General features: G+C 33.8%; 21 protein-coding genes and 1 pseudogene. 12 read left to right on the top strand and 10 right to left on the bottom strand.

Annotated elements, in window-relative coordinates; all coding sequences use genetic code 11:
* Positions 1-46: 46 nt before the first annotated feature.
* The 8 genes from L1276_RS04885 to L1276_RS04850 form a co-directional block, all read right to left on the bottom strand.
* Positions 47-484, bottom strand: a complete 438-nt coding sequence (locus L1276_RS04885; RefSeq protein ID WP_057122622.1) for a thioesterase family protein — start codon at positions 482-484, stop codon at positions 47-49.
* 104 nt (positions 485-588) lie between these two features.
* Entirely contained in the window at positions 589-1251 is a 663-nt protein-coding gene (locus tag L1276_RS04880) for a hypothetical protein (protein WP_253785911.1), read from the bottom strand.
* Positions 1252-1379: 128 nt separating this feature from the next.
* Positions 1380-2654 carry a Na+/H+ antiporter gene (locus tag L1276_RS04875; protein ID WP_253785910.1) on the bottom strand — a complete coding sequence of 425 codons (1275 nt, stop codon included), beginning with the start codon at positions 2652-2654 and terminating at the stop codon, positions 1380-1382.
* Positions 2655-2706: 52 nt separating this feature from the next.
* Positions 2707-3330: a hypothetical protein gene (locus tag L1276_RS04870; RefSeq protein WP_253785909.1), complete on the bottom strand. Its 624-nt coding sequence runs from the start codon at positions 3328-3330 to the stop codon at positions 2707-2709.
* 406 nt (positions 3331-3736) lie between these two features.
* Entirely contained in the window at positions 3737-4327 is a 591-nt protein-coding gene (locus L1276_RS04865; protein ID WP_253785908.1) for a hypothetical protein, read from the bottom strand.
* 29 nt (positions 4328-4356) lie between these two features.
* Positions 4357-4896 carry a hypothetical protein gene (locus L1276_RS04860; RefSeq protein ID WP_253785907.1) on the bottom strand — a complete coding sequence of 180 codons (540 nt, stop codon included), beginning with the start codon at positions 4894-4896 and terminating at the stop codon, positions 4357-4359.
* Positions 4897-4949: 53 nt separating this feature from the next.
* A complete protein-coding gene (locus L1276_RS04855; protein ID WP_253785906.1) occupies positions 4950-6503 on the bottom strand; it encodes a rhomboid family intramembrane serine protease in 1554 nt (517 codons plus the stop codon).
* Between the two features lie 80 nt (positions 6504-6583).
* Complete coding sequence (locus L1276_RS04850) at positions 6584-7894, bottom strand: DUF2931 family protein (RefSeq protein ID WP_253785905.1); 1311 nt, start codon at positions 7892-7894, stop codon at positions 6584-6586.
* Between the two features lie 428 nt (positions 7895-8322).
* Between L1276_RS04850 and dnaK the strand changes: the two genes are divergently transcribed.
* The 6 genes and pseudogenes from dnaK to L1276_RS04820 all read left to right on the top strand — a co-directional run.
* A complete protein-coding gene (gene dnaK, locus L1276_RS04845; protein WP_133525694.1) occupies positions 8323-10206 on the top strand; it encodes a molecular chaperone DnaK in 1884 nt (627 codons plus the stop codon).
* 205 nt (positions 10207-10411) lie between these two features.
* A complete protein-coding gene (locus L1276_RS04840; RefSeq protein WP_253785904.1) occupies positions 10412-10966 on the top strand; it encodes a helix-turn-helix domain-containing protein in 555 nt (184 codons plus the stop codon).
* The gene (locus tag L1276_RS04835; protein WP_253785903.1) at positions 10963-12237 is read left to right on the top strand and encodes a site-specific integrase; all 1275 of its coding nucleotides are present in this window, start codon (positions 10963-10965) and stop codon (positions 12235-12237) included. Before L1276_RS04840 ends, L1276_RS04835 begins: the two co-directional genes overlap by 4 nt.
* Positions 12218-12967 (top strand): hypothetical protein, encoded by a 750-nt coding sequence (locus L1276_RS04830; protein WP_253785902.1) that lies wholly within the window; start codon positions 12218-12220, stop codon positions 12965-12967. The genes L1276_RS04835 and L1276_RS04830 overlap by 20 nt, the downstream gene beginning before the upstream one ends.
* Before the next feature lie 107 nt (positions 12968-13074).
* Positions 13075-13410, top strand: a complete 336-nt coding sequence (locus L1276_RS04825) for a helix-turn-helix domain-containing protein (RefSeq protein WP_253785901.1) — start codon at positions 13075-13077, stop codon at positions 13408-13410.
* Positions 13411-13437: 27 nt separating this feature from the next.
* Positions 13438-14376 (top strand): annotated as a pseudogene (locus tag L1276_RS04820) (site-specific integrase); the annotation flags it as partial.
* Between the two features lie 221 nt (positions 14377-14597).
* Here L1276_RS04820 and L1276_RS04815 read toward each other — a convergent pair.
* The gene (locus L1276_RS04815; RefSeq protein ID WP_253785900.1) at positions 14598-15494 is read right to left on the bottom strand and encodes an AraC family transcriptional regulator; all 897 of its coding nucleotides are present in this window, start codon (positions 15492-15494) and stop codon (positions 14598-14600) included.
* Positions 15495-15680: 186 nt separating this feature from the next.
* Here L1276_RS04815 and L1276_RS04810 point away from each other — a divergent pair, with 186 nt between their 5' ends.
* The 6 genes from L1276_RS04810 (at position 15681) to L1276_RS04785 (ending at position 19982) form a co-directional block, all read left to right on the top strand.
* Positions 15681-16658 carry an aldo/keto reductase gene (locus L1276_RS04810; RefSeq protein WP_253785899.1) on the top strand — a complete coding sequence of 326 codons (978 nt, stop codon included), beginning with the start codon at positions 15681-15683 and terminating at the stop codon, positions 16656-16658.
* A gap of 34 nt (positions 16659-16692) precedes the next feature.
* Entirely contained in the window at positions 16693-17532 is an 840-nt protein-coding gene (locus tag L1276_RS04805) for an aldo/keto reductase (protein WP_253785898.1), read from the top strand.
* 57 nt (positions 17533-17589) lie between these two features.
* Positions 17590-18030, top strand: a complete 441-nt coding sequence (locus tag L1276_RS04800) for a nuclear transport factor 2 family protein (protein WP_253785897.1) — start codon at positions 17590-17592, stop codon at positions 18028-18030.
* Positions 18031-18055: 25 nt separating this feature from the next.
* The gene (locus L1276_RS04795) at positions 18056-19036 is read left to right on the top strand and encodes an aldo/keto reductase (protein ID WP_253785896.1); all 981 of its coding nucleotides are present in this window, start codon (positions 18056-18058) and stop codon (positions 19034-19036) included.
* Positions 19037-19156: 120 nt separating this feature from the next.
* Entirely contained in the window at positions 19157-19495 is a 339-nt protein-coding gene (locus L1276_RS04790; protein WP_371924149.1) for a flavodoxin family protein, read from the top strand.
* Positions 19377-19982: a DUF5110 domain-containing protein gene (locus tag L1276_RS04785; RefSeq protein ID WP_253785895.1), complete on the top strand. Its 606-nt coding sequence runs from the start codon at positions 19377-19379 to the stop codon at positions 19980-19982. The genes L1276_RS04790 and L1276_RS04785 overlap by 119 nt, the downstream gene beginning before the upstream one ends.
* A gap of 298 nt (positions 19983-20280) precedes the next feature.
* Here the strand turns inward: L1276_RS04785 and L1276_RS04780 are convergent, their stop codons facing one another.
* Positions 20281-21282: a VWA domain-containing protein gene (locus L1276_RS04780; RefSeq protein WP_253785894.1), complete on the bottom strand. Its 1002-nt coding sequence runs from the start codon at positions 21280-21282 to the stop codon at positions 20281-20283.
* Positions 21283-21921 lie beyond the last annotated feature (639 nt).

Below are 21921 nucleotides of genomic sequence, written 5' to 3'. Positions count from 1 at the left end.
AATCTAGAATTATGTTTTTGGATTTTATATTTTGATCTTTTACAACTTAAAGTCCAACAAAATCATCACTTTTTGGGAAAATGCTTAAAGCCTGAATCGCAATTTCTGGAGTTGGAGAAGCCAGTTTTCTTAGTTTTGTATCCATCCATGCGCCATCCACGGTAATTGTAGCGCAAAGAGTATCGTCTTCTCTTCTAAACTCATGAATAATTGACCAGCGCGAAGCATCGGCTTTCATTTTTGATGTTTTGGTATGAATGAAGATTTTGTCTGAAAGTTTTAATTCTTTTCTAAAAACACATTCTTCTCTAAATAAAACCGGTCCGAAACCCTGTGTTTGCATTACTTTTAGGGTTAATCCTAATTCTTCAAGGATTTCTATACGATGCTGTGCTCCAAAATCGTAATAAGCACTGTGGCGAACGTGAAAATTAGGATCAAGATCTGACCAGCGAAAAGATATTTCTTTTGTAAATGATGCCATTTTGTAGTTGTAATTTTAATGAGAAATCGAAATTACGAATAAATCTTAAAGCTGCGCTGCTAAGAAGTTGTAAATTGAAAATAATACAAAAGGGATTTTGTTTTCTAAACAACCTGAAAAAGAACCAGAATCGAAAGTACGATTTCTATTCCAAGAATAATCCAAAAAAAGTTTCTGCTTGGTTGTGAGATGTTTTTTAATCCGGTTATGGTTTTATTTTTAATAATATCAGTAAAACTTACATTTTCATCTGTAAAATCAACGTCATCCAGATTTACTTTTTTAAAACCGTAAAGAAGTATTTTTTTCAGCCATTTATTTTCTTTAGAATCTCGTATTTCCTGCAGTAATTTTAGTTTTAATTTTGTTTTGTCGGCACCTGTTTTTAATAATTCGGGCTGATTTGTTTTGACTTTGCTGAGTACTTTATCGATAATTGGAAACAATAGAACTTCACCTTTGTCTGATAATAGTCTATGAATGGTTTTAGATAGTATGTATTTATTTCCAAGAGAAAACAATACAAAAGGAGTTGCAAATATTGATAGTACGGTCAGCGTATACCCAATTGGTCGTAAAGCAAATAATACAATTATAATGGCAGATCCGTTCATGTGGCCCGTTCCATGACCTGATTGATAAATAATAGTGCAAAAGGTAAAGATTTCTATTAAGACAATTAAGAATTGTCCAAGAATATTTATTTTGAAAAAACTAAATGCGGCACTGCTGAATAGTTTGGCGGCATATTTTAAATTATCAGTCATTAAAATGGGTTGTTAATTGAGGTTAAATTAATTATTTTGAGGGGTAAAAATATAGAAAAAATAATACAAAAATTGAGTATTTTAAAATAATGATTTTGGAAATATTGAAGATTTTATCATAAAAAAAATCAGGAAAGAGATTGTTCTGATTCTTTAGCATTTAGTTTTTTTACTATCCACGGAAGTGTAAGTCCCTGCCCGATAAGAGTAAAAAGCACAACGGCAACCGAAATAAAGATTATGGCATTTCGTTCAGGAAACGGATTTCCATCTTCCAAAACTTTTGGAAGTCCAATGGCGATGGCAAGAGAAACAATGCCCCGCATTCCTGACCAGCCCAAAATGATACTGTTTTTAAAGTCGAGAAGTGCATCTTCGGTGATTTTTCGTCTTCCGCGGCGATTTTTTTGAAATGCTTTTTGGAGATTGATTTTTTGAAGAAATATTCTAACAAAGCGTATTAGTAATGCAACGATGGTTATGATAAAAGCGTAGCCAACGTAAGGCAGTATCATATGGTCGTCAATATCTTTTAATACGTATCTAAAATTAAGTCCGATGAGAATAAAGATTAATCCGTTTAGTAAAAAGATGATAATATCCCAAAGGCTTCGGGAGCTGTTTTTTAAGCTTTCAGGAAAGATTTTCTTGCTGAAACGTGCAATGGCTAATCCTGAAATAACAACTGCAATTACTCCGGAAACATGTAAATGTTCAGCAATTAAATAAGTTACGAAAGGCATTAAAAGCATAAAACTGATCGTAACATTAGTATTTTTATGTACTTTTTTTAAAATGACAGCCAGAATTTTTGCCATTACAAAACCTACCAGAAATCCTCCGCCAAGTAATAAAACAAATTGCAATGCGGCCTGCCAGATTATAAAAGCAGATCCCATTACGGCAGCAACGGCAAATTTATAAGCAACTAAGGCAGAAGCATCATTGATTAAACTTTCGCCTTCAAGAATGGTAATGGTTTTATGAGATATTCCCAGTCCTTTTGTGATACTTACGGCTGCAACGGCATCGGTTGCAGAAAGAATGGCTCCCAATACAAAGGCAAGAGGCCAGGTTATATTTGGAATTATATAATGGGCCACAACAGCAATCCAGAATGTAGTAAGGAAAACCAAAGTTATGGCAAGTGTGCTTATGGTATTGATGTTGGTTTTGAAGTCTTTAGGAGAAATGTTAAATGAAGCATCATATAGCAGGGGAGGTAGAAATAATAAAAAAATAATCTCAGGATTAATTTCTATTTCGGTCATAGTTGGAACGAAGCCAATTGCAATTCCTACTATAACAAGCAGAATAGGATAAGGTAATTTTGCTTTGTCAGCAAAGGCAGATAATCCGATAACGATGGCAAGTATAAATATAATGATGCTGTAATTTTCCATTTTTATAATTTAGAAAAAGGCTAATGTATATAGTAATAGTTTCAATTGTTTATTAACTTGTTGGGAAATATTCTATCAATAATTGATTTCCGTTTTTCCATTTTATCCAGCCTGATTTTATTTCATTTTTTGATTCATCGCATTCTGAAGTGAAAATTTCAATCCAATCTCCTTTCACTGCTTTGACCTGAAAGCAATCTTCTCCAGGGTATTTAATGACTGCCGAATTTTTATTGGGTAATTTATAAATTTTGTCCGTTTTTGAAATACGGCTAATTCGGAACATATCCTGAAGATATTTTTCCCAATTTTTAAATTCGGTTACCTTGTTTTTCTTAATCCAAAGTGATTTTCCGGATTCATTGTCTATAATTACTTTAAACCAGTCATTTTCCTGCTTCTCGCATCGAAAAACAAAGAAATTATAATCCAGCCATAGTATTTCTGGTTTAAGCCATTTTTGCTGATTTTTAAGATCTTTAATATTCCAGCTGTTGATTGATGTATCATTAAAAAAACGAATTGTTTTTAGTGGTGTTTTATCATTAATTGAGGAATAAAACGGCAAGACGGTTTTGTCATTAAATTTAATAGAAATCAAGCCAATTCCTAAATTAGTCTGGGCAAATGTCAAAGCAGACAAAATCAGGAAAAGTAAAGTTAGTTTTAGTCTCATTTTATATGTATTGGTTTTGTTGCGTTTTTCTTGAATAAGGCAAAGCCTAATGATTATTTAGGATATGTTTTTATTATTTGTCCTTTTCTGTTTAGTAAAAAATGTTTTTTGTCTTTTGTCCAAGCTTCTCTTTTGTTGTTTTTTAGTTCGGTAATGTTTTCAAATTCTTGACCATATTGATTTAAGTACCCGTTTTCTGTACTATTTCCACCCCCAAGTCCAATGTTTGTCAACTAAGCCGAGATAACCGCTTTCTTCAATGGCTTGCTTTTAGTTTTACCATTTTCATAAATTGATAATCTTTATTGTCTTTTAGTTGTCCAAAAGTCAAGATTGAAAGTAATACAGATACTATTGTAAATACATTTTTCATAATTGTTTTAAAAAATGTTAGAGCTTGTTTTTTTTAATTCAATTTACTGTCAAAAGCGCTGAAATTATCAATTTTGGGTAATGTCTTTACGATGATTTTTTTGGTTGTCTTTTTTAGGATTTTTTCAGAACCCAATGCTTTCGTTATTTCCGTTTTTTGTCCTGTCAAAAGATTAAAATCTGTTTCGGTAGTCAGATTTTTGCCATCCCATATAACACTCGATATTTTTTGCAATTCAAAGAAATTATTTTTGAATTTAAAATCATGTGAAAAGTGTTTTTTGCCAATTTCAGAAACCATGGATAAAATTCCATTTTCAATGAAAAAATTAGGTATTTGATTGCCGCAGTATTTGCCATCAGGATATTGAGGCTGTATTAACTTTGTTGTAGATACATTCAATTTATATTTTCCATTTTTTTCTAAAAAATAGATTTCCAGTTTTAAAGGTTGCGTTTGATCTATCGTATCCATTTTTACCAGCACTTTATCCATTAAGCCATCGTTATTTAAATCACCTTCTTCATCTCTAATTAGGTAATTGAAATTATCCTTTACTTTTTGTGTTTGTGAATACAAATTAATTTGAGTGAAAATAAAAATTATTAAGAGTACTTTTTGCATTTTTTGTTGTTTTGATAACAGATAGTAATTTATTTCGTTTTTATAATGCTGTCAACTATTTGGTTTTTAAATTCAGGTCTTGGCCCAGACAAAGCTTTGTCTTTATAGCTGTCATATTTTAAAGAATAATATATTTTCCTATTAGTAGGTGTTAAACCATTAAGGTAAATATTTTCGCCAGAATACGAGCTTGAAGGCAGTTGATAACGTGAGTTTCTTTTGCTATACTTGAATTTATACGTCTTTAATGTTAAAATAAAATTTTTATAAGTAAATTCATTTGGCAAAAAATATACTATGCTTAAATATTCCCCGCCTTCTCCGTCTTCTGTAAAGCTTAGTTCAATTATTTCATTTGTATTTTGTTTATGAAATTTGAATTTCTTTTGTTTTGATGAAATTGTATCACACAACAAAATAAAGCCTTTTGATAATAATAGTTTGTGTTCGTCAGGTTTATAGTAATTAAACGCTTTTCTAAAATCAGACACTTTTAATGTCTGGCTAAAAGATGAGTTTACAAACAGTATTACTATTAAAATACAAAGGTTATGCTGCAATATTTTCATTTTTCTTTGTTATTAGAATTGCAGAAAATTGAAGTAAAACGCTAAAACCGGTTTTAGTGTTTCTCATTTTTTTCTTTTAAAGATTTGCTCATAATTATTCCAAAAACAAAACCGCTTAGGAGTCCGCCAATGTGAGCAGAATTATCAATTCCTCCGGCGAGTCCCATGATAAGATTATAAGCTATAAAAATCAACGTTGTAGTTAAGAAAACTTTGCTTAAATCTGGCGGAAATACTTTTCTCAACAATAGACCCAGAAATATTCCGTAAAGTCCAAAAATTGCTCCCGACGCGCCTATACTTATAGTGGCTTCATGCCACCAAATACTGACACAGCTGGCTAGTATTCCTGTAACTAAATATAGTATTAAATATTTTGTTCTGCCTAGAACCGGTTCTATGAATAAACCAACAAACAAAAGGCCGAACATATTTGACATTAAATGTAACAAACCCCCATGAAGGAAAATGTTGGTCAAAAGCCTCCACCATTGTCCATTAGTTGTATAAGGTCTAAAATTTCCGCCCCAGTTTAATAAATCGGGTCCGTTAAAAGATAGAAATCCTAGCCCGGCAATAACCATTATTAAATAAATGAGAACATTGCTATATATTAGAATCGGTGTGATAAAGTAACCTTCTCTAGGTTTTATAAAATTAAAAAACTCTTTTAAGTCTTTATCTTTGGATGTTCCACTTTTTAATCGTCTTAATTCTGTTTCGTTACATTTCGGAATTAAAATCATTATCAGCCAAACGATTGTACCCATTAAAAATGTTCCAATAAACCAATGAATAGTATTTCCTTTTCTGTTTTCAAATGGTTCATTTTTTGAAATAAATAGTACAGAACCTTCTGTATTAATCTTGTTGATTTTTGTTAGTGCTTCTTTGTAACCATCACTAATGTCAGAATTCCCAACTCTTTCTAAATAAACAAAATCGCTTAAATCTTTTCTGTCAAAATCAAATTGACTTTCATTTAAGAAGCTTTCGTATCTGTCTTGCTTCTCTTTTTCATCAAGTCTATTACTAATCCGGTCGTCATATTTTATACCTAACCAATATTTGCAGCTTGAATTTATAGTATCCTTTTTTTTGTCAAAAATAGGAACCACTATGAAAAGGTTTATATCTAAATCATTATTTCTTCCGCCAGTTTCAAACGATGTATGAACGCCAACTGTTGATTTATCAAGGTAGAAATTTTTTACTTTGTAATATTTTGTTTGTTCCTGTTTTGAAATTTGACTAACATTTTCAATTTGACTTAACTTTCCGGTTGAGTTCTTTAAATAATCTTGAGCGATTAAAGCCGGACCGGCAATAAAAAGCCAAAGAACAAATAAATAGAGGTCATTGTAAGTTCTTCCCGTAGATTTTTTTAAGTTTAAAATTTTTAATCGTGTTCGAAAAAAGAATAATACAGGAATTACAGGAAGGATAAACGGAATACCAAATTCTACTATAATTTCTTTTACTGTAAATAATTCTAACCTGATCAATAAAAGCCAATTTAGAAAGGTGTAAACAGTGCAAAAGCCAAATGAGATAATTAAGAAAGGAATGAAAAGTATTTTAAGTTTTTGTATTGTATTTTTATTCATTTTTGTATTTCAATCTTATGTTTTAGATAAAAATCCTTGCTGCGATTAGTTTGAATTAAATTTTTTTGAAAACCAAATTACTAATCGGCACGAATGTATACATCTTTCATTTTTTCAAAATCAAGTGTTTTGTCTTTGGAGCGTAATTGAATGGTGGTTTGTTTTAAATCTGAACTTATATTTACTACAATATCAATTAATTCATTTGAATTGTGTGATGCCAGTTTTTCAAAATAGCTGAATATTTCATTTTCGTCAAATTTTAGAAACAGTTTATATCTTTTTTTATTTTTTATCAATGTATATATAAGATAATCAGGCACAACTTGTTTTTGGTGTTTCATCTTAACAACCTCTTCGTTGAATAATTCGTATTCTTCTCCATTAAAAGAAATAATATTCAGTTTTGATTTCGTTTGGCCTAAACTATTGATTTCTGCTTTCCAGTTGTATTTTTTTCGATATTTATTGGTCCAAGTTCCAAAAGGAATAGGTTGTCCGTTATTTACTATTTTACGGAACTGAGTATCATCTTTACAGGTGCAAGTATCTGTTAAAACTTTTTTTATTTCGTCCTGTTTAACCACATCATGATCTTTGATTTTTGTTATGTTTATTGAGTCGGCTTTAAAAACTTGTAATTCTTTAGTATTATTAACACCAGAAATCCAGAGCACAACATCGCCGCCCGGAGCAATTCCTGCAATCAATTTACTATAATCATCAGATATTATTCGGTCTGCATTGCCGCCTATATCTCGTTTATATCCTGTTTTGAAATGCTTGGATATTAGGCTTTTATTTAGTTTTGTGTTTAATCCATAATATTTATTTTCTAAAAAAGAATACCAATAGAGTTTCAAACTATCAGGCAGTACAATGTCTGGACCATCAGATGATTTAAAAGTAGTTTCTCCGTTTCCCCAATTCATAGAATAAACTTTATTGGTTTCTAAAAGAGTGTACGGAGTATCGTTTCCTATTACAGCAAGAGTAAATTTACTATCTGGAAGTAATTTTATTGGATAACCTTCCGGAGTAGAAATTCCTTGTTTATAATCATATTTTTCGGTACTGTTGTAAACTTGTTGATTATTAAATGTTTGTCTTTCTTTATCAGATGTATCCCAAAGCAGAAAAAAGCATCCCGCAATTAATAGTACTGAAGTAATAGTAATGGCCAGTTGGTTTTTTTTGGAAAGAAAAGCAACAAAAAATAAAAGAACACTCTGCGGAATAATTGCGACCAGAATCAGAAAGACAATGAAAGCTTCCTCAGGTATATAGGAACTGTTGTGAACAATTTGAAATTGTAATAGAAATAGATAAAGGATCGTATTAATTATTCCAATTCCTGCAGAAAGGAGAAAAAGTTTAAAATAGTATTTCATTCTAATAATTAAGCAACAGTTTTTAAATCGTTTCGATATACGTAATACTAAATCCTAAACTTTATAGAACATTTAAATTAGCTTTCAAATATAGTGTGTTTTTCTTAATAAAATAAGGTCCTGTTATTACATTGTTATTTTGATTTTAAACAAAAAGTTATAATTTAAATAATTTTATAATGTTCCAGATAATGGTCGAGAGATGTAAAAAAGAAAAGCTCACAGGGTAAATTTAGCTTAATGGCTTAATAATGACATGAAAAATATATTATGCCACGAATGTCAGGTTTGAAAAATGTCATGTTGTCAGATGAGTATTAGCCTGCCAATATGAAAACTGACATTTTACTTTGGTTTTTTATATTGGCACAAAGATTGACTTATGCCACCTGAGTTATAAAAATAAATCAAAATTAAATATATAAAAAATGGGTAAAATAATCGGAATTGACTTAGGTACGACGAACTCTTGTGTTTCTGTAATGGAAGGTAACGAAGCAGTTGTTATTCCTAACGCAGAAGGAAAAAGAACAACTCCATCTATCATCGCTTTTGTTGAAGGTGGCGAAATTAAAGTAGGTGATCCTGCAAAAAGACAAGCAGTAACGAATCCTACAAAAACGATTGCTTCTATTAAACGTTTTATGGGACACACTTTTGCTGAAACTCAAGAAGAGGCAAAAAGAGTTCCTTACAGTGTTGTAAAAGGTGACAACAATACACCACGTGTGGATATTGACGGTCGTTTATACACTGCTCAAGAATTGTCTGCAATGACACTTCAAAAAATGAAAAAAACTGCTGAAGACTATTTAGGTCAAACTGTAACTGAGGCAGTTATTACTGTTCCTGCTTACTTTAACGATGCACAACGTCAAGCTACTAAAGAAGCTGGTGAAATTGCTGGTCTTAAAGTTATGCGTATCATCAACGAGCCAACTGCTGCTGCACTTGCTTACGGATTAGATAAAAAAGGAACTGATCAAAAAATTGCTGTTTACGATTTAGGTGGAGGTACTTTTGATATCTCTGTTCTTGAATTAGGAGACGGTGTATTTGAAGTATTATCTACAAATGGTGATACTCACTTAGGTGGTGATGATTTTGACCAGGTTATTATTGACTGGTTAGCTGACGAATTCAAAACTGAAGAAGGAATTGATTTACGTTTAGATCCAATGTCATTACAGCGTTTAAAAGAAGCTGCTGAGAAAGCTAAGATTGAATTATCATCTTCTGCTGAAACAGAAATCAACTTACCTTACGTAACTGCTACTGCTTCTGGACCAAAACACTTAGTTAAAAAATTATCTAGAGCTAAATTTGAGCAATTATCTGATACTTTAGTAAAACGTTCTATGGAACCAGTTGCTAAAGCATTAAAAGATGCAGGTTTATCTACATCTGATATCGACGAAGTGATCCTTGTAGGAGGTTCTACTCGTATGCCAAGAATCGCTGACGAAGTTGAAAAATTCTTCGGTAAAAAAGCATCTAAAGGTGTTAACCCTGATGAGGTTGTTGCTATTGGAGCTGCTATTCAAGGTGGAGTTTTATCTGGAGATGTAAAAGATGTATTGTTACTTGACGTAACGCCTCTTTCTTTAGGTATCGAAACTATGGGTGGTGTATTGACTAAATTAATCGAGTCTAACACAACTATTCCAACTAAAAAATCTCAAGTATTCTCTACTGCTGCTGATTCCCAACCATCTGTTGAAATCCACGTATTACAAGGAGAAAGAGCTATGGCAGTTGATAACAAAACTATCGGTCGTTTCCACTTAGATGGTATCCCGCCAGCACCAAGAGGAGTTCCTCAAATCGAAGTAACTTTCGATATCGATGCTAATGGTATCATCAAAGTTTCTGCAACTGATAAAGGAACTGGAAAATCTCACGATATCCGTATCGAAGCTTCTTCTGGATTAACAGCAGAAGAAATCGAAAAAATGAAAAAAGATGCTGAGGCTAACGCTGATGCTGACAGAATTGCAAAAGAAAGAGCTGAGAAATTGAACGAAGCTGATAGTACTATTTTCCAAACTGAAAGTCAATTGAAAGAATTGGGAGATAAACTTACAGATGAGCACAAAACAGCTATCGAATATGCTTTAACTGAATTGAGAATGGCTCACCAGTCTCAAGATCTTGACGCTATCCAAAAAGGATTAGACAATGTAAATGCAGCTTGGAAAACAGCTACAGAAGCAATGTACGCTCAAGGTGGTGAACAAGGTCAACAAGCTGCTCCACAACAAGAGCAATCTGGAGACAATGTTGAAGACGTTGAATTCGAAGAAGTCAAATAAGTACTGATTAACATCAGTTAATAATAAGTGCTAAAGCGCTGTAAACATTATGTTTACAGCGCTTTTTCTTTTTAGTACTTTTATGTTTCTGGTATTTTTTAATCGTTTTTTATCATATATTTGTACCATATTTGTACCGGCACTTAAATGGGGACAAAGTGGCACTTATTTTTGCTAATGGTAACTTAATCAGGAGATAAGGGAGATGAAGAGATTAAATAAACAATGTCTTATCTGCGGAGACGGATTTCTGCCCAAAAGCGTGACTTCTGTCTACTGCTCAGCTAAATGCAGTAAAAAGGCATACAAACAGAAGATGCTGCAGCTTAAAAAGGAAGCGGAGCTCAAAGCGCTGGCAGATAAAATACCCAAGGACAGGGTCTTTATTTCTGTTGCCGAAGCTGGCATTCTTTTTGGTGTTGCTAAAAGGACCCTTTACCGGCTTGTGAGCGAGGGAAAAATTCCTTCAGTTAATTTAGGAACCCGCCTTGTAAGGATAGACCGCAGAGTCATGGAAGAGATGTTCGGCCCTGCGCGCAGCGTGTCTCAGGCTGAAAGCGCACCGAAGAAAAAATTATACAGCCTTGAAAAAGAAGACTGCTATTCCATCGGCGAAATAGCTGATAGATTTCAAATATCTGAAGGTTCTGTCTACAGCCATATCAGGAAATATTCAATCCCGACCAGACAGATTGGAAAACATGTATATGCTCCAAAAAGCGAAATTGATAACTTGTATAACGGAAATGATTTTATATGAAACAATTAGCAAAAACCAAGGTGACTGTTCGTCTTCGAAAGGCAGAAGACCGAAAAGAATGGTATGTTTACATAGAAAGCTATCCTGTTGAGGTTTCCGGAAAGAAAACTCCCCAAAGAATCCGTGAATATTTGAACAGATCCGTAACAACAGTGGAGTGGGACAAGAAAAGAGTTTCCCGCACAGATGCAGAGGGAACTAAATCCTACAAACCCAGACGCAGCGATAATGGAATTATAATGTGCGGAAGCGAAAGTGACCGAGAAACAATGCTGTATGCTGACGGAGTACGCAAAATCCGGCAGAAAGAATACGATAATATAGATCTGTACAGTGATGCTGATAACCTATTGGCTGAACAGAAAGAAAAAGGAAAAGAGGATTTTATTAAATATCTAGCTGCTGTGGCGGCTAAAAGACACGCCCGAGGTTCAAAATCCATTCAGATCAATTGGGAGCGGACCAGAGAGTTTTTAAAAAGCTATTCCAAAGGCAGCCTGATGTTTTCTCAGATTGATATCAGAATGGCGGAAGATTTTAAACTGTTTCTGCTGGGTGCCCCACTTGGAGGAGGCAAAAAAGGAATACTTTCCCGCAACACTGCGGCAAGGTATTTTTCCATTTTTAAAGCGGCTTTAAAACAGGCCTTTATCGACGGATATCTAATAGTTGATTTATCTTCAAAAATAAAAGGCATACCGGAGCAAGAGTCAAGACGGGAATATCTTACCATTGAAGAATTAAATGCACTGGCTGAAACGTCCTGCGAAAAAGACGTCCTTAAAAGAGCTGCGCTTTTCTCAGCGCTTACAGGTCTTAGGCATTCGGACATTCAGAAGCTCCGCTGGAAAGAAATAAGTCTGGAAGATGGTATGGCAAAACTGCATTTTACGCAGAAAAAGACAAAGGGTGTTGAATACATGCCTATTTCCCAGCAGGCTTTACAGCTCTGTGGAGAACAGAGGCTTCCCGGGCAGCTTGTATTTGAGGATCTGCCGGACCCGTCGTGGATTTCACGCCCTCTGAAAAAATGGGTCAAATCTGCTGGTATTAAAAAAAATATTACCTTCCATTGCTTCCGCCATACATTTGCAACACTGCAGCTGTCAAGTGGGACAGACATTTACACGGTCAGTAAAATGCTGGGGCATACCAATGTAAAAACTACTCAAATCTATGCCAAGGTAATAGATGAGAAGAAAAACAGAGCTTCGCAAGCAATACAATTGGAATCTTTAAAAACAAGCCGTAATGAAAACAAAATACTTTGAATATATTACAGTTTACCTGTCTGTTTTTTTAGTCTGTGTCTTTGTCGGCATAATAGGGAGACTGGTGCTGCTGGAAAAAGGAGCTGATGAATATACGGCTGGCGTTTTCTTTTGGATCAGTACGGGATTTGGAGTTTTAATGTTTGCAATTCTAAGTTTATTTCTTAACGATCTGGCTGAGAGATTAGTGAATCGTTTTTTGAAGGCTAAAAAAAATGAATCGCCTGAAAGCCAGGTTCCAAATGAAGACCTTAAAAAAATAGAAGAGGAGCGGCAAGAGGCTTTAATTAAGTCCGCACTGTCTGAAAATAAAAATTCAGCCAGAGATATTGAACAGATAAGGGAGGAGCGGCAAATTGCAGCCAGAAATCAGAAACAGGCCAGAATTGATACTGCCATCCGTTATGCGCAGCAGGAATTCGCGCTGTATGCGTCGGACGATGATCTGAAACAATTGGGTAAGAATATAATCATATATGCTGAAGATATAAATTTTGAAAAGATTAAAACGGTAAAAGTAAAAGATCTGTCCAATCTCGATCTGTATCATTTTGGCTGGAATATATGGAATTGTTTTAAAGTCAGCAAGCAGGACAGAGCCGCACAATTTTTAAAACTGACTTTTGCTGAGGCTTTAAAAGATGTTGAAGAGAACAGCATTAAAACGCATCTCAAAGATGATGAACACAAAGGGCTTGTAAAGATAATAGAAGACTTTACAGATTTTTAAATATCAATAGTTATAAAGCACTGTGTTTTTTAAGTGTTTTTGTTGTGAAGAAGGACACAGCAAAAACACTTTTTTCATTTGCACCATAACTGTTAAAAACGATAACTATGGACATAAGTGAAATCTCTTTTGAAAACCTGCCCAAAGCAGTAGCACACTTAGTGAAAGAAATTGCCGAGATTAAACTTATGATTCAGAATGTACAGGTATATGAATCTAAAGAAAAAAGTATTCCTATTGGCATTGAAGAAGCCAGCCGGCTAATAGGAAAAGCAAAGCCTACAATTTACGCTCTTGTAAGGCAGAGAAAAATTCCGTGCTATAAATATGGTAAAAAGCTGTATTTTTTTGAAGAAGAACTTTTAGAATGGATTTCTAAAGGAAAAAAGAAAACAATTCAGGAAATAGAATTAGAAGTATTGAAATATAATCATAATAAATAGATGGATAATAGCCAGCAAGAGGTCGAAGGTTCGAAACCTTCTGGTACCCACGAGCGTTACGAGATATCAAAAAAACATGTTACTGAGTTTATGTCTTATAAATTCGGTTTAAAGGATATGGAGTTTAACGAGCTGAATTTTGAATTTGTAAAAGATTATGAGTTTTATCTTAAGACAGTAAAGAATATCAGTAATAATACTGCTCTTAAATACATTACTAATTTTAAGAAAATTGTTCTTGCTGCAGTTGATAAGGAAATTATTTCTGCAGATCCATTTAAGCGTTTTAAATCTGAAAAAATTAAGGTTCCTAAAAAACCTTTAACTAATCATGAATTGTCATTAATGGAAAAGCATAGATTTTCTACAGTTCGTCTAGGAGTTGTTAGAGATGTTTTTGTTTTTTAATGTTATACAGGTCTTGCCTATATTGATGTTTTTAATCTCAAGCAATCTGATATAAAAGTAGGTATTGACGGAGAACAATGGATTATAAAAGAAAGGCAGAAAACAGGAAGTCCAATCAATATTCCACTTCTGCCAAAGGCGACTGAAATCGTTGAGCGGTATAAAAATTATCCTCTTTGTATTGAAAGGGGGTCAGTACTTCCTGTAAGTTCAAATCAGAAAATGAATGAATATCTTAAGGAAATAGCCGATTTGTGTAACATAAATAGTATATTAAATACCCACAAAGCAAGAAGGACTTTTGGAAGTACAGTGACATTGAATAATAACGTACCAATACACATTGTGAAAGAAATGCTTGGCCACCAGCCGGTCAGTCAGACAGAAGAGTATGCTATAACTGAACAGATTTCTATCGGTCGTGAAATGAAGTGACTGAAACAAAGACTGGCAGATAAGGAAGATGTTTCAGGAGAATTAACCTTACAAACAATTGAGAAAATGGAGAATGAGTTAAATGAAATGAAAAAGAAACTTGCTATGATTAACCAGAAGTGAATAAATTACTAGAAAGCGACGGGCTAATGAAGAGATTTTTCTCTGCACTAGCCTTTCATTTTTATTAATGCTTATTGTATGGTAAATTACCAATTGCGAAATATTCAGTGATAAAAGGAGCTAGAATATTTATTGAGAACCTTATTAAAAGTTGGGCCTACATAGTTTCTGATAGAACAAATGCACGTACAATTGCACTTAAAAATTTAATTAAATAAAACTTAATTTAAACTTCTATATTCAATCGGAGTATAACCAGTATTCTTTTTGAACATTCTATTAAAGTGTTGCGGATACTTGAATCCAAGTTCAAATGCGATTTGGCTAATGGATTTCTCAGTATCAAAAATTCTTTCTTTGGCTAAGTTGATTAATTTTAATTGAATATGATCCTGAGCCGACTTCCCGGTTTCCTTTTTAATTAAATCCCCAAAATAATTGGAAGAAAGGTTTAAAAGATCTGCAAAATAACCAACTGAGGGCAGACCGAAATTTTGTGTATTTTCCGATTGAAAATATTCATTTAACAGATTCTCAAATTTTGATAAAATGTCGGTATTGATATTTTCGCGGGTTATAAATTGCCTGTCATAAAATCTGACGCAATAATTCAGTAGCAGCTCAATATTGTTAGTAATGATACTTTTGCTGTGCTTGTCAATTGACTGATTAAGTTCATATTCCAGCTTATTGAATAAATCCCTTATAATTTGCTGTTCTTTTAATGATAAATGAAGCGCCTCATGAGAATCATAGGAAAAGAAGGAATATTGGCTCATCTGTTTTGCAAGCGTAGTTCCTTTTATCAAGTCTGGATGAAATAACAATGCTAGTCCGGTAGGCTGATAATCTTCCTCGTTTTTCACTTCAATTACCTGTCCAGGGGCAACAAATACCATTGTCCCATCATCGTAATCATAATTGTTTCTTCCGTATTTAAGTTCACCGCATTTACCCGCTTTTAGAAAAATAGCATAAAAACCAAAATGCATACGACTGTTATTTGGTAACGCTTTTGTTTTTGAATTATCAAATACACTTATTAAAGGATGCTGGGTTTCAACACCTTTTAACTTATTGTACTGAGCTATTTTTTCAACTCTTATAATTTGTTCCATGATGTATCATTTAAATGTCATACAAATATACTGCTCAGATTGCTAATTAGTTAGGTCATTTGTTCAAATCAGTAAAAATGGTAATAATAACAGTAATATGTATAATCTCCGATCACATTATTGAAGGAACTTTGTGTTATCAAAAAATGTTAACAAGATTATTAGGTTAGAACTAAAAAAGATAAAATGAAAACAAGAATATTAGGCACACAAGGTTTAGAAGTTTCTGCTTTAGGAATGGGATGTATGAACTTAAGTTTTGGAACAGGAAAGGCAGCTGATATAAATGATGGAATTAAAGTAATTCGCTCCGCATATGAAAAAGGGATTACCTTTTTTGATACTGCAGAAGCTTACGGACCTTATACTAATGAAGAATTGGTTGGCGAATCATTGAAACCATTTCGTAAAGATGTAATTATTGCTACAAAATTCGGAATGATCTCAGACACAGGAATTAATAGCAGACCAGACCATATCCGTACTGTTGTAGAGGCATCCTTAAAAAGATTACAGACTGATTATATTGATTTACTATACCAGCACCGTGTAGATCCAAATGTACCAATTGAAGATGTTGCAGGAACTATTAAGGATTTGATTCAGGAAGGAAAAGTAAAATATTTTGGACTTTCAGAAGCTGGAGCCGATACCATTCAGCGTGCTCATATTATACAGCCTGTTTCAGCGGTTCAGAACCAGTACTCAATCTGGACAAGAGAGCCAGAAGCGAGAGTTTTACCGCTGTGTGAGCAATTGGGAATTGGGTTTGTGCCATGGGCACCAATTGGAACTGGTTTTTTAACGGGCAAGATTACACCTGATACCAAATTTGACAGTGATACAGACCTGCGCGCTGCTTTTCCTCGCTTCACGCCAGAAGCTATTAGAGCCAATATGCCAGTTGTAGAACTGCTTACAAAAATTGCCAATAGAAAAAATGCCACACCAGTGCAAATAGCACTTGCTTGGTTGTTAGCACAAAAAACTTTTATAGTGCCAATTCCGGGTATGGATAAAATTGAATTTTTAGATGATAATATTAAGTCTGTAGAAGTTCAACTTTCTACACAGGATTTGCTGGATATAGAAGAGGGACTTGCACAAATAACTTTTCAGGGAGCAAGACTTAACGAAGGTTTGCTTGGTTTATCTGAAGAATAATTCATTCTTTCTAATTAACTATTAAAATGACAAAATGAAGAGTATAATATTAAATAATGGAATAGAAATGCCTCTGCTTGGATTTGGTGTTTACCAGATTCCGGATGCCGATGAATGTGAAAAAAGTGTCTTGAATGCTATTGATGCGGGATATAGACTTATTGATACCGCAGCTGCTTACGGTAATGAAGAAGCAGTAGGGAATGCAATTAAGAAAAGCAGTGTAGCAAGAGAAGATTTGTTTATTACCACAAAAGTATGGGTATCAGATGCCGGTTATGAAAAAACAAAAAAAGCATTTGAAACTTCGCTTGAAAAACTGCAGTTAGAGTATCTGGATTTGTACCTGATTCATCAGCCATATGGTGACGTGTACGGATCCTGGCGCGCTATGGAAGAATTATATGCAGAAGGAAAAATCAAATCAATCGGGGTAAGTAATTTTCAGCCTGACCGCCTGATCGATTTAATTATCCATAATAAAGTCGTTCCTGCAGTAAACCAGATTGAAACACATCCCTTTAATCAGCAGACAGAGGCACAAAATTTATTCAAAGAAAACAATGTCCAGATAGAAAGCTGGGGGCCTTTTGCCGAGGGTAAAAATGATATGTTTACCAATAAACTACTGGTTTCAATAGCTGAAAAATATGATAAAAGCGTGGCGCAGGTCATTTTACGATGGCTGGTGCAAAGAGGAGTTGTAGCCATTCCCAAATCAGTTAAAAAAGAAAGAATCATAGAAAATATCAATATTTTCGATTTCGAATTAGGCATGGAAGACATGGATCTTATTTCCATTTTAGATACTAAAAAAAGTGCCTTCTTTGATCATCGCGACCCTGATATTGTAAAATGGATCGGCAGCAGATAAATGGTTTCTTTCTGCTTTTAAATTATACATATGAAACGAGTACTAAAATTATTGATTATGAGTCTACTTGTTATTTCAACAAAAGCTCACACTCAATCAAAATCTAAGCAAACTATGGAAACTGATAAAGAACATACTGATAAATTAGAAATACTGGATGTAACCCGACAATTGACTGGATTGATGATTGACAGGAACATTACAGGACTAGATAAAATTTTAGATGCAGCATTCACTCTCACGCACATTACTGGTTATGTTCAGTCAAAAGAGGAATGGTTTTCAGAGATTGAAAGTGAAAGGATGAAATATTATTCCTATACGGAGGTCAAAACTTCAGTTAATATCGAAGGAGACAAAACTGTTTTTGTGGGACAGAATCTTTTGGATGCGAGAATTTGGGGCACTAGAAATAAGTGGCGTCTGCAGCAGACCATGAATCTTGAAAAACGAAATGGAAAGTGGATTATCTTGAAATCAGTAGCAACCACATTCTAAATAAAATTAATATAAAATTGAAATCATGCAAAAGAGAATATTAGGAAAACAAGGATTAGAAGTATCAGCACTTGGAATGGGATGTATGGGACTAAGCTATGGTTATGGTCCGGCAACAGATAAACACGCTGCTGTAAAATTGATTAGAGAAGCTTACGAACAAGGAATTACTTTTTTTGATACAGCTGAAGCTTATGGTATTGCCAATGAAGAGCTGGTTGGGGAGGCTTTAAGTCCTTTTAGAAAGGAAGTAGTTGTTGCAACCAAATTCGGTTTTAAAGACGGAAATGCATCTAACGGGCAAGACAGCCGTCCGGAGCGCATTAGAGCAGTTGCCGAGGAATCTTTGAGACGTTTAAATACAGATGTTATTGATTTATTTTACCAGCACAGGGTTGATCCAAATGTGCCAATGGAAGATGTGGCGGGAACGGTTAAAGATCTCATTCAGGAAGGAAAAGTGAAACATTTTGGACTTTCGGAAGCCGGTGCAACATCTATTCGTAAAGCACATGCAGTTCAGCCGGTAACAGCTTTGCAAAGTGAATATTCGATTTGGTGGAGAGAACCGGAATTGGAAATTTTACCAGCTCTTGAAGAATTAGGAATTGGTTTTGTGCCGTTCAGTCCGTTGGGTAAGGGATTTTTGACAGGCGCAATCAATGAAAATACAAAATTTGACCCATCTGATTTTAGAAATATTGTGCCTCGTTTTTCTGAAGACAACCGAAAAGCCAATCAAAGGCTAGTTGATTTACTAGGGAAAATTGCTTTAGACAAAGAAGCAACTCCTGCCCAAATTGCATTGGGATGGTTATTGGCACAAAAGCCATGGATTGTACCTATACCCGGAACAACAAAATCACACCGCCTTATTGAAAATATCGGCGGGGCATCGATTCATTTATCAGCTTCGGATATTCAAAAAATTGATGAAGCTTTTACTGAGACTACGATACACGGAGAACGATATCCTGCACACTTGCAAAAAAGGGTAGGTAACTAAATTGATTATGAAAAAGATAAAAAATATAGCGGGTTTAGTAATCACTGTCTGTCTTTTTTAGTCTTGTTCACAAGTAAAGAACGCGCCAGATGAAGCGTTGGAGCCTGCTGAAGATAAAAAATCCTGATTGTTTATTTATCATGGACAAATAATACCAAAGCTATAGCTGAGATTATTCAAAAGTACGTTGGCGGTGATCTTGCAACGGTTGAACTGCAAACGCCTTATCCCGAAAATTACACTCAGACTGTAGATCAGGTAGCAAAAGAAAATGCTTCAGGCTATTTACCGCTATTGAAAACAAAAATTGCCGACATAGAAAAGTACGACGTTATATTTTTTGGCTTCCCGACCTTGGGGCATGCAGCTGCCTCCTCCACCCGTTGTACAGGCACAATACACTCCGGAGAAGATAGTCAAAGTAAATACAGAAACAGGATGGAACAAAGAAGAATCTAATAAAAATCAACAAAAAGTTGCTGTCGATTTTACTGCAGCCAAATCAAGAAAAGTATATCTGCCTGCCGGTACTTTGTGGTATGATTTCTGGACTAATGAAAAAGTTAACGGAGGACAGGAAATTACAAGAAAAACTACTATTGATATGATTCCTCTTTATGTAAAAGCAGGAGCTATTTTGCCGGTTGGTCCAAAAGTGCAGTTTGCAACAGAAAAAAAGTGGGACAATCTTGAGATAAAAGTATATCCGGGTAAAAATGGATCATTTATACTTTATGAAGATGAATTCGATAATTATAATTATGAAAAAGGGGCTTATACAGAAATTGAATTTTTGTGGAATGATGCTTCGAAGAAAATTACAATATCAAGCAGAAAGGGAGAATATAACGGAATGCTTTCCATTAGAAAGTTTACTATAGTACTGCCAAGCGGAATCGAAAAAGAAATCATCTATAAGGGTACAAAAATAGAGGAAAAGTTTTAAATTGAAAAAAATATCTTATACTTTTGAAGTGTAAGATATTTTTTTAACTATCATTTTTTCAGTTTTTCCTTAACAATCAAAAGTAATTTTCTTATTCCAGTATTCTGATAAACAACTCTACGATAGATCTAATCCTTTAATAGAGAGAATTGGACAGGAATAGTTTTGCCAATCTGCTCTCAGGTGTATTTTTAACTTTGAAACTCATGATTTAATTTTATCTATTTACTAATCCTTCTTAAGTATATCTTTAAGTGTTTATCTTCCAATTATTTATTTTTTTATATTATTAAAAAAATTAAATAAAGCTCCTATAAACGGTGTTTCTTAATCCAAATTCAAGTACCACTAAAAAGAGTGCAAATAAAACAAATCCTCTGTATTTTTCGTCATAATCGTAGAACTTCAATTCCTCAATTTCAGTAGTTTCCAGTTTATTAATCGAATTGTATATCTGTACTAATTTATCATTACTAGTGGCTCTAAAATAAGTCCCATCGGTTTTTCGGGCTATATTTTTCAATAATTGTTCGTCAATTTCTACTTTCTGCATTTTGAAAATTAGTGATCCATTCGGGGCATAGGAATAAGGTGATTCTGCCATTCCGTTTGTTCCAATACCGATAGTATAAACTTTAATTCCGTATTGTTTTGCGATATCTGATGCAGTTTCCGGTTCAATAAAACCAGCATTATTCACACCATCGGTAAGCAAGATAATTACACGGCTTTTTGCTTTACTATTCTTCAGTCGGTTAACAGCGGTTGCCAGACCCATTCCAATTCCGGTTCCGTCTTGCAAAACAGTATCGTATTTAATACTTTTTATAGCTTCAATAATAATGGCTTTATCACTTGTAACTGGAGTCTTTGTATACGCTTCTGAAGCGTACAAGACCAATCCTATTCTATCGTTTGGTCTTTCTTGAACGAAATCTGCGGCAACTTTTTTTAATGCTTCCATACGATTTGGCTTTAAATCTTTTGTCAGCATACTTCCAGAAACGTCAATTGCCATTACGATATCAATTCCTTTAGTTATTTTAGTCTGGTTGCTTATATCTACCGTCCTTGGTCGAGCCAAAGCAATTATCAGTGAACTTAACGCAAGTATTCTAAAAACATATAAACCAGGTTTTAACTTTGCTATTAAAGATTTGCTATTTTGAAAACCTGCTGTCGAACTCATTTTTAAGCTAGCGGACTGCTCGTTACGTTTCCAGAAGTACCAAATAATTACACTGGGAATCAGTAGAAACAGCCAAAAAAACTCTGGATTAAAAAAACTTATCTTATTCATTAATTTTTTTCTTTTTAAAGCACAACGGTATTAAAATTGGGGACGCAATGTCATTTGCATATTATCCATTTCATGTAAAATGATGACATTATGTAAACCAGTGTTCTGGTTTAGAAAGTAATAGCTTAATTAACTTTTATACTTTTCGGCTTCGGGATGTCTAAAGTCATTATGTTTTAAGCCATATAGTAAATTTAAACATCTTTAAGACACGTAAAGACACGTACTGAATGTCTAATTTTCAAGAGTGCAAATTCAATATTTTTTGAAAGGGAAGATGTTAAAAAACAGTTAAGATTTCTGTGAAATATCCAACTTTAAGGATTCGTCTACCAAGTTCAAATAGGATGCATTGTGATATTGCTATTAGTTGTTGTGTAAATCATGATATTTATTAGAATAATCTTCTAATATGTTTAAAAAAATATTAAATCACTAAAAATTTTTTTTCTTTTACGTGATAGTACTTCGTTACTACACTATAGATATATACATGAAATTGCATAGTAAAATTCAGTTGTGGAAGAGCAGCGTAAAGACTCAAAGATAAAAGCATCTATAGTTTTTTTAAGGCTATTTTATCTATGTGTTTTATGTATTACATAACATCGAATAATACTGTTGCAGGCAATAAAATAA

Source organism: Flavobacterium sp. HSC-32F16, assembly GCF_024171645.1.
Classification (GTDB): domain Bacteria; phylum Bacteroidota; class Bacteroidia; order Flavobacteriales; family Flavobacteriaceae; genus Flavobacterium.
Note: the sequence above shows the minus strand (reverse complement) of the source record. Positions and strands in the feature narration are given on the sequence as shown.

Coding starts and splice junctions, on each gene's coding strand:
- L1276_RS04885 (WP_057122622.1), bottom strand. CDS start 484: ATGGCATCATTTACAAAAGAAATATCTTTTCGCTGGTCAGATCTTGAT.
- L1276_RS04880 (WP_253785911.1), bottom strand. CDS start 1,251: ATGACTGATAATTTAAAATATGCCGCCAAACTATTCAGCAGTGCCGCA.
- L1276_RS04875 (WP_253785910.1), bottom strand. CDS start 2,654: ATGGAAAATTACAGCATCATTATATTTATACTTGCCATCGTTATCGGA.
- L1276_RS04870 (WP_253785909.1), bottom strand. CDS start 3,330: ATGAGACTAAAACTAACTTTACTTTTCCTGATTTTGTCTGCTTTGACA.
- L1276_RS04865 (WP_253785908.1), bottom strand. CDS start 4,327: ATGCAAAAAGTACTCTTAATAATTTTTATTTTCACTCAAATTAATTTG.
- L1276_RS04860 (WP_253785907.1), bottom strand. CDS start 4,896: ATGAAAATATTGCAGCATAACCTTTGTATTTTAATAGTAATACTGTTT.
- L1276_RS04855 (WP_253785906.1), bottom strand. CDS start 6,503: ATGAATAAAAATACAATACAAAAACTTAAAATACTTTTCATTCCTTTC.
- L1276_RS04850 (WP_253785905.1), bottom strand. CDS start 7,894: ATGAAATACTATTTTAAACTTTTTCTCCTTTCTGCAGGAATTGGAATA.
- dnaK (WP_133525694.1), top strand. CDS start 8,323: ATGGGTAAAATAATCGGAATTGACTTAGGTACGACGAACTCTTGTGTT.
- L1276_RS04840 (WP_253785904.1), top strand. CDS start 10,412: ATGAAGAGATTAAATAAACAATGTCTTATCTGCGGAGACGGATTTCTG.
- L1276_RS04835 (WP_253785903.1), top strand. CDS start 10,963: ATGAAACAATTAGCAAAAACCAAGGTGACTGTTCGTCTTCGAAAGGCA.
- L1276_RS04830 (WP_253785902.1), top strand. CDS start 12,218: ATGAAAACAAAATACTTTGAATATATTACAGTTTACCTGTCTGTTTTT.
- L1276_RS04825 (WP_253785901.1), top strand. CDS start 13,075: ATGGACATAAGTGAAATCTCTTTTGAAAACCTGCCCAAAGCAGTAGCA.
- L1276_RS04815 (WP_253785900.1), bottom strand. CDS start 15,494: ATGGAACAAATTATAAGAGTTGAAAAAATAGCTCAGTACAATAAGTTA.
- L1276_RS04810 (WP_253785899.1), top strand. CDS start 15,681: ATGAAAACAAGAATATTAGGCACACAAGGTTTAGAAGTTTCTGCTTTA.
- L1276_RS04805 (WP_253785898.1), top strand. CDS start 16,693: ATGAAGAGTATAATATTAAATAATGGAATAGAAATGCCTCTGCTTGGA.
- L1276_RS04800 (WP_253785897.1), top strand. CDS start 17,590: ATGAGTCTACTTGTTATTTCAACAAAAGCTCACACTCAATCAAAATCT.
- L1276_RS04795 (WP_253785896.1), top strand. CDS start 18,056: ATGCAAAAGAGAATATTAGGAAAACAAGGATTAGAAGTATCAGCACTT.
- L1276_RS04780 (WP_253785894.1), bottom strand. CDS start 21,282: ATGAATAAGATAAGTTTTTTTAATCCAGAGTTTTTTTGGCTGTTTCTA.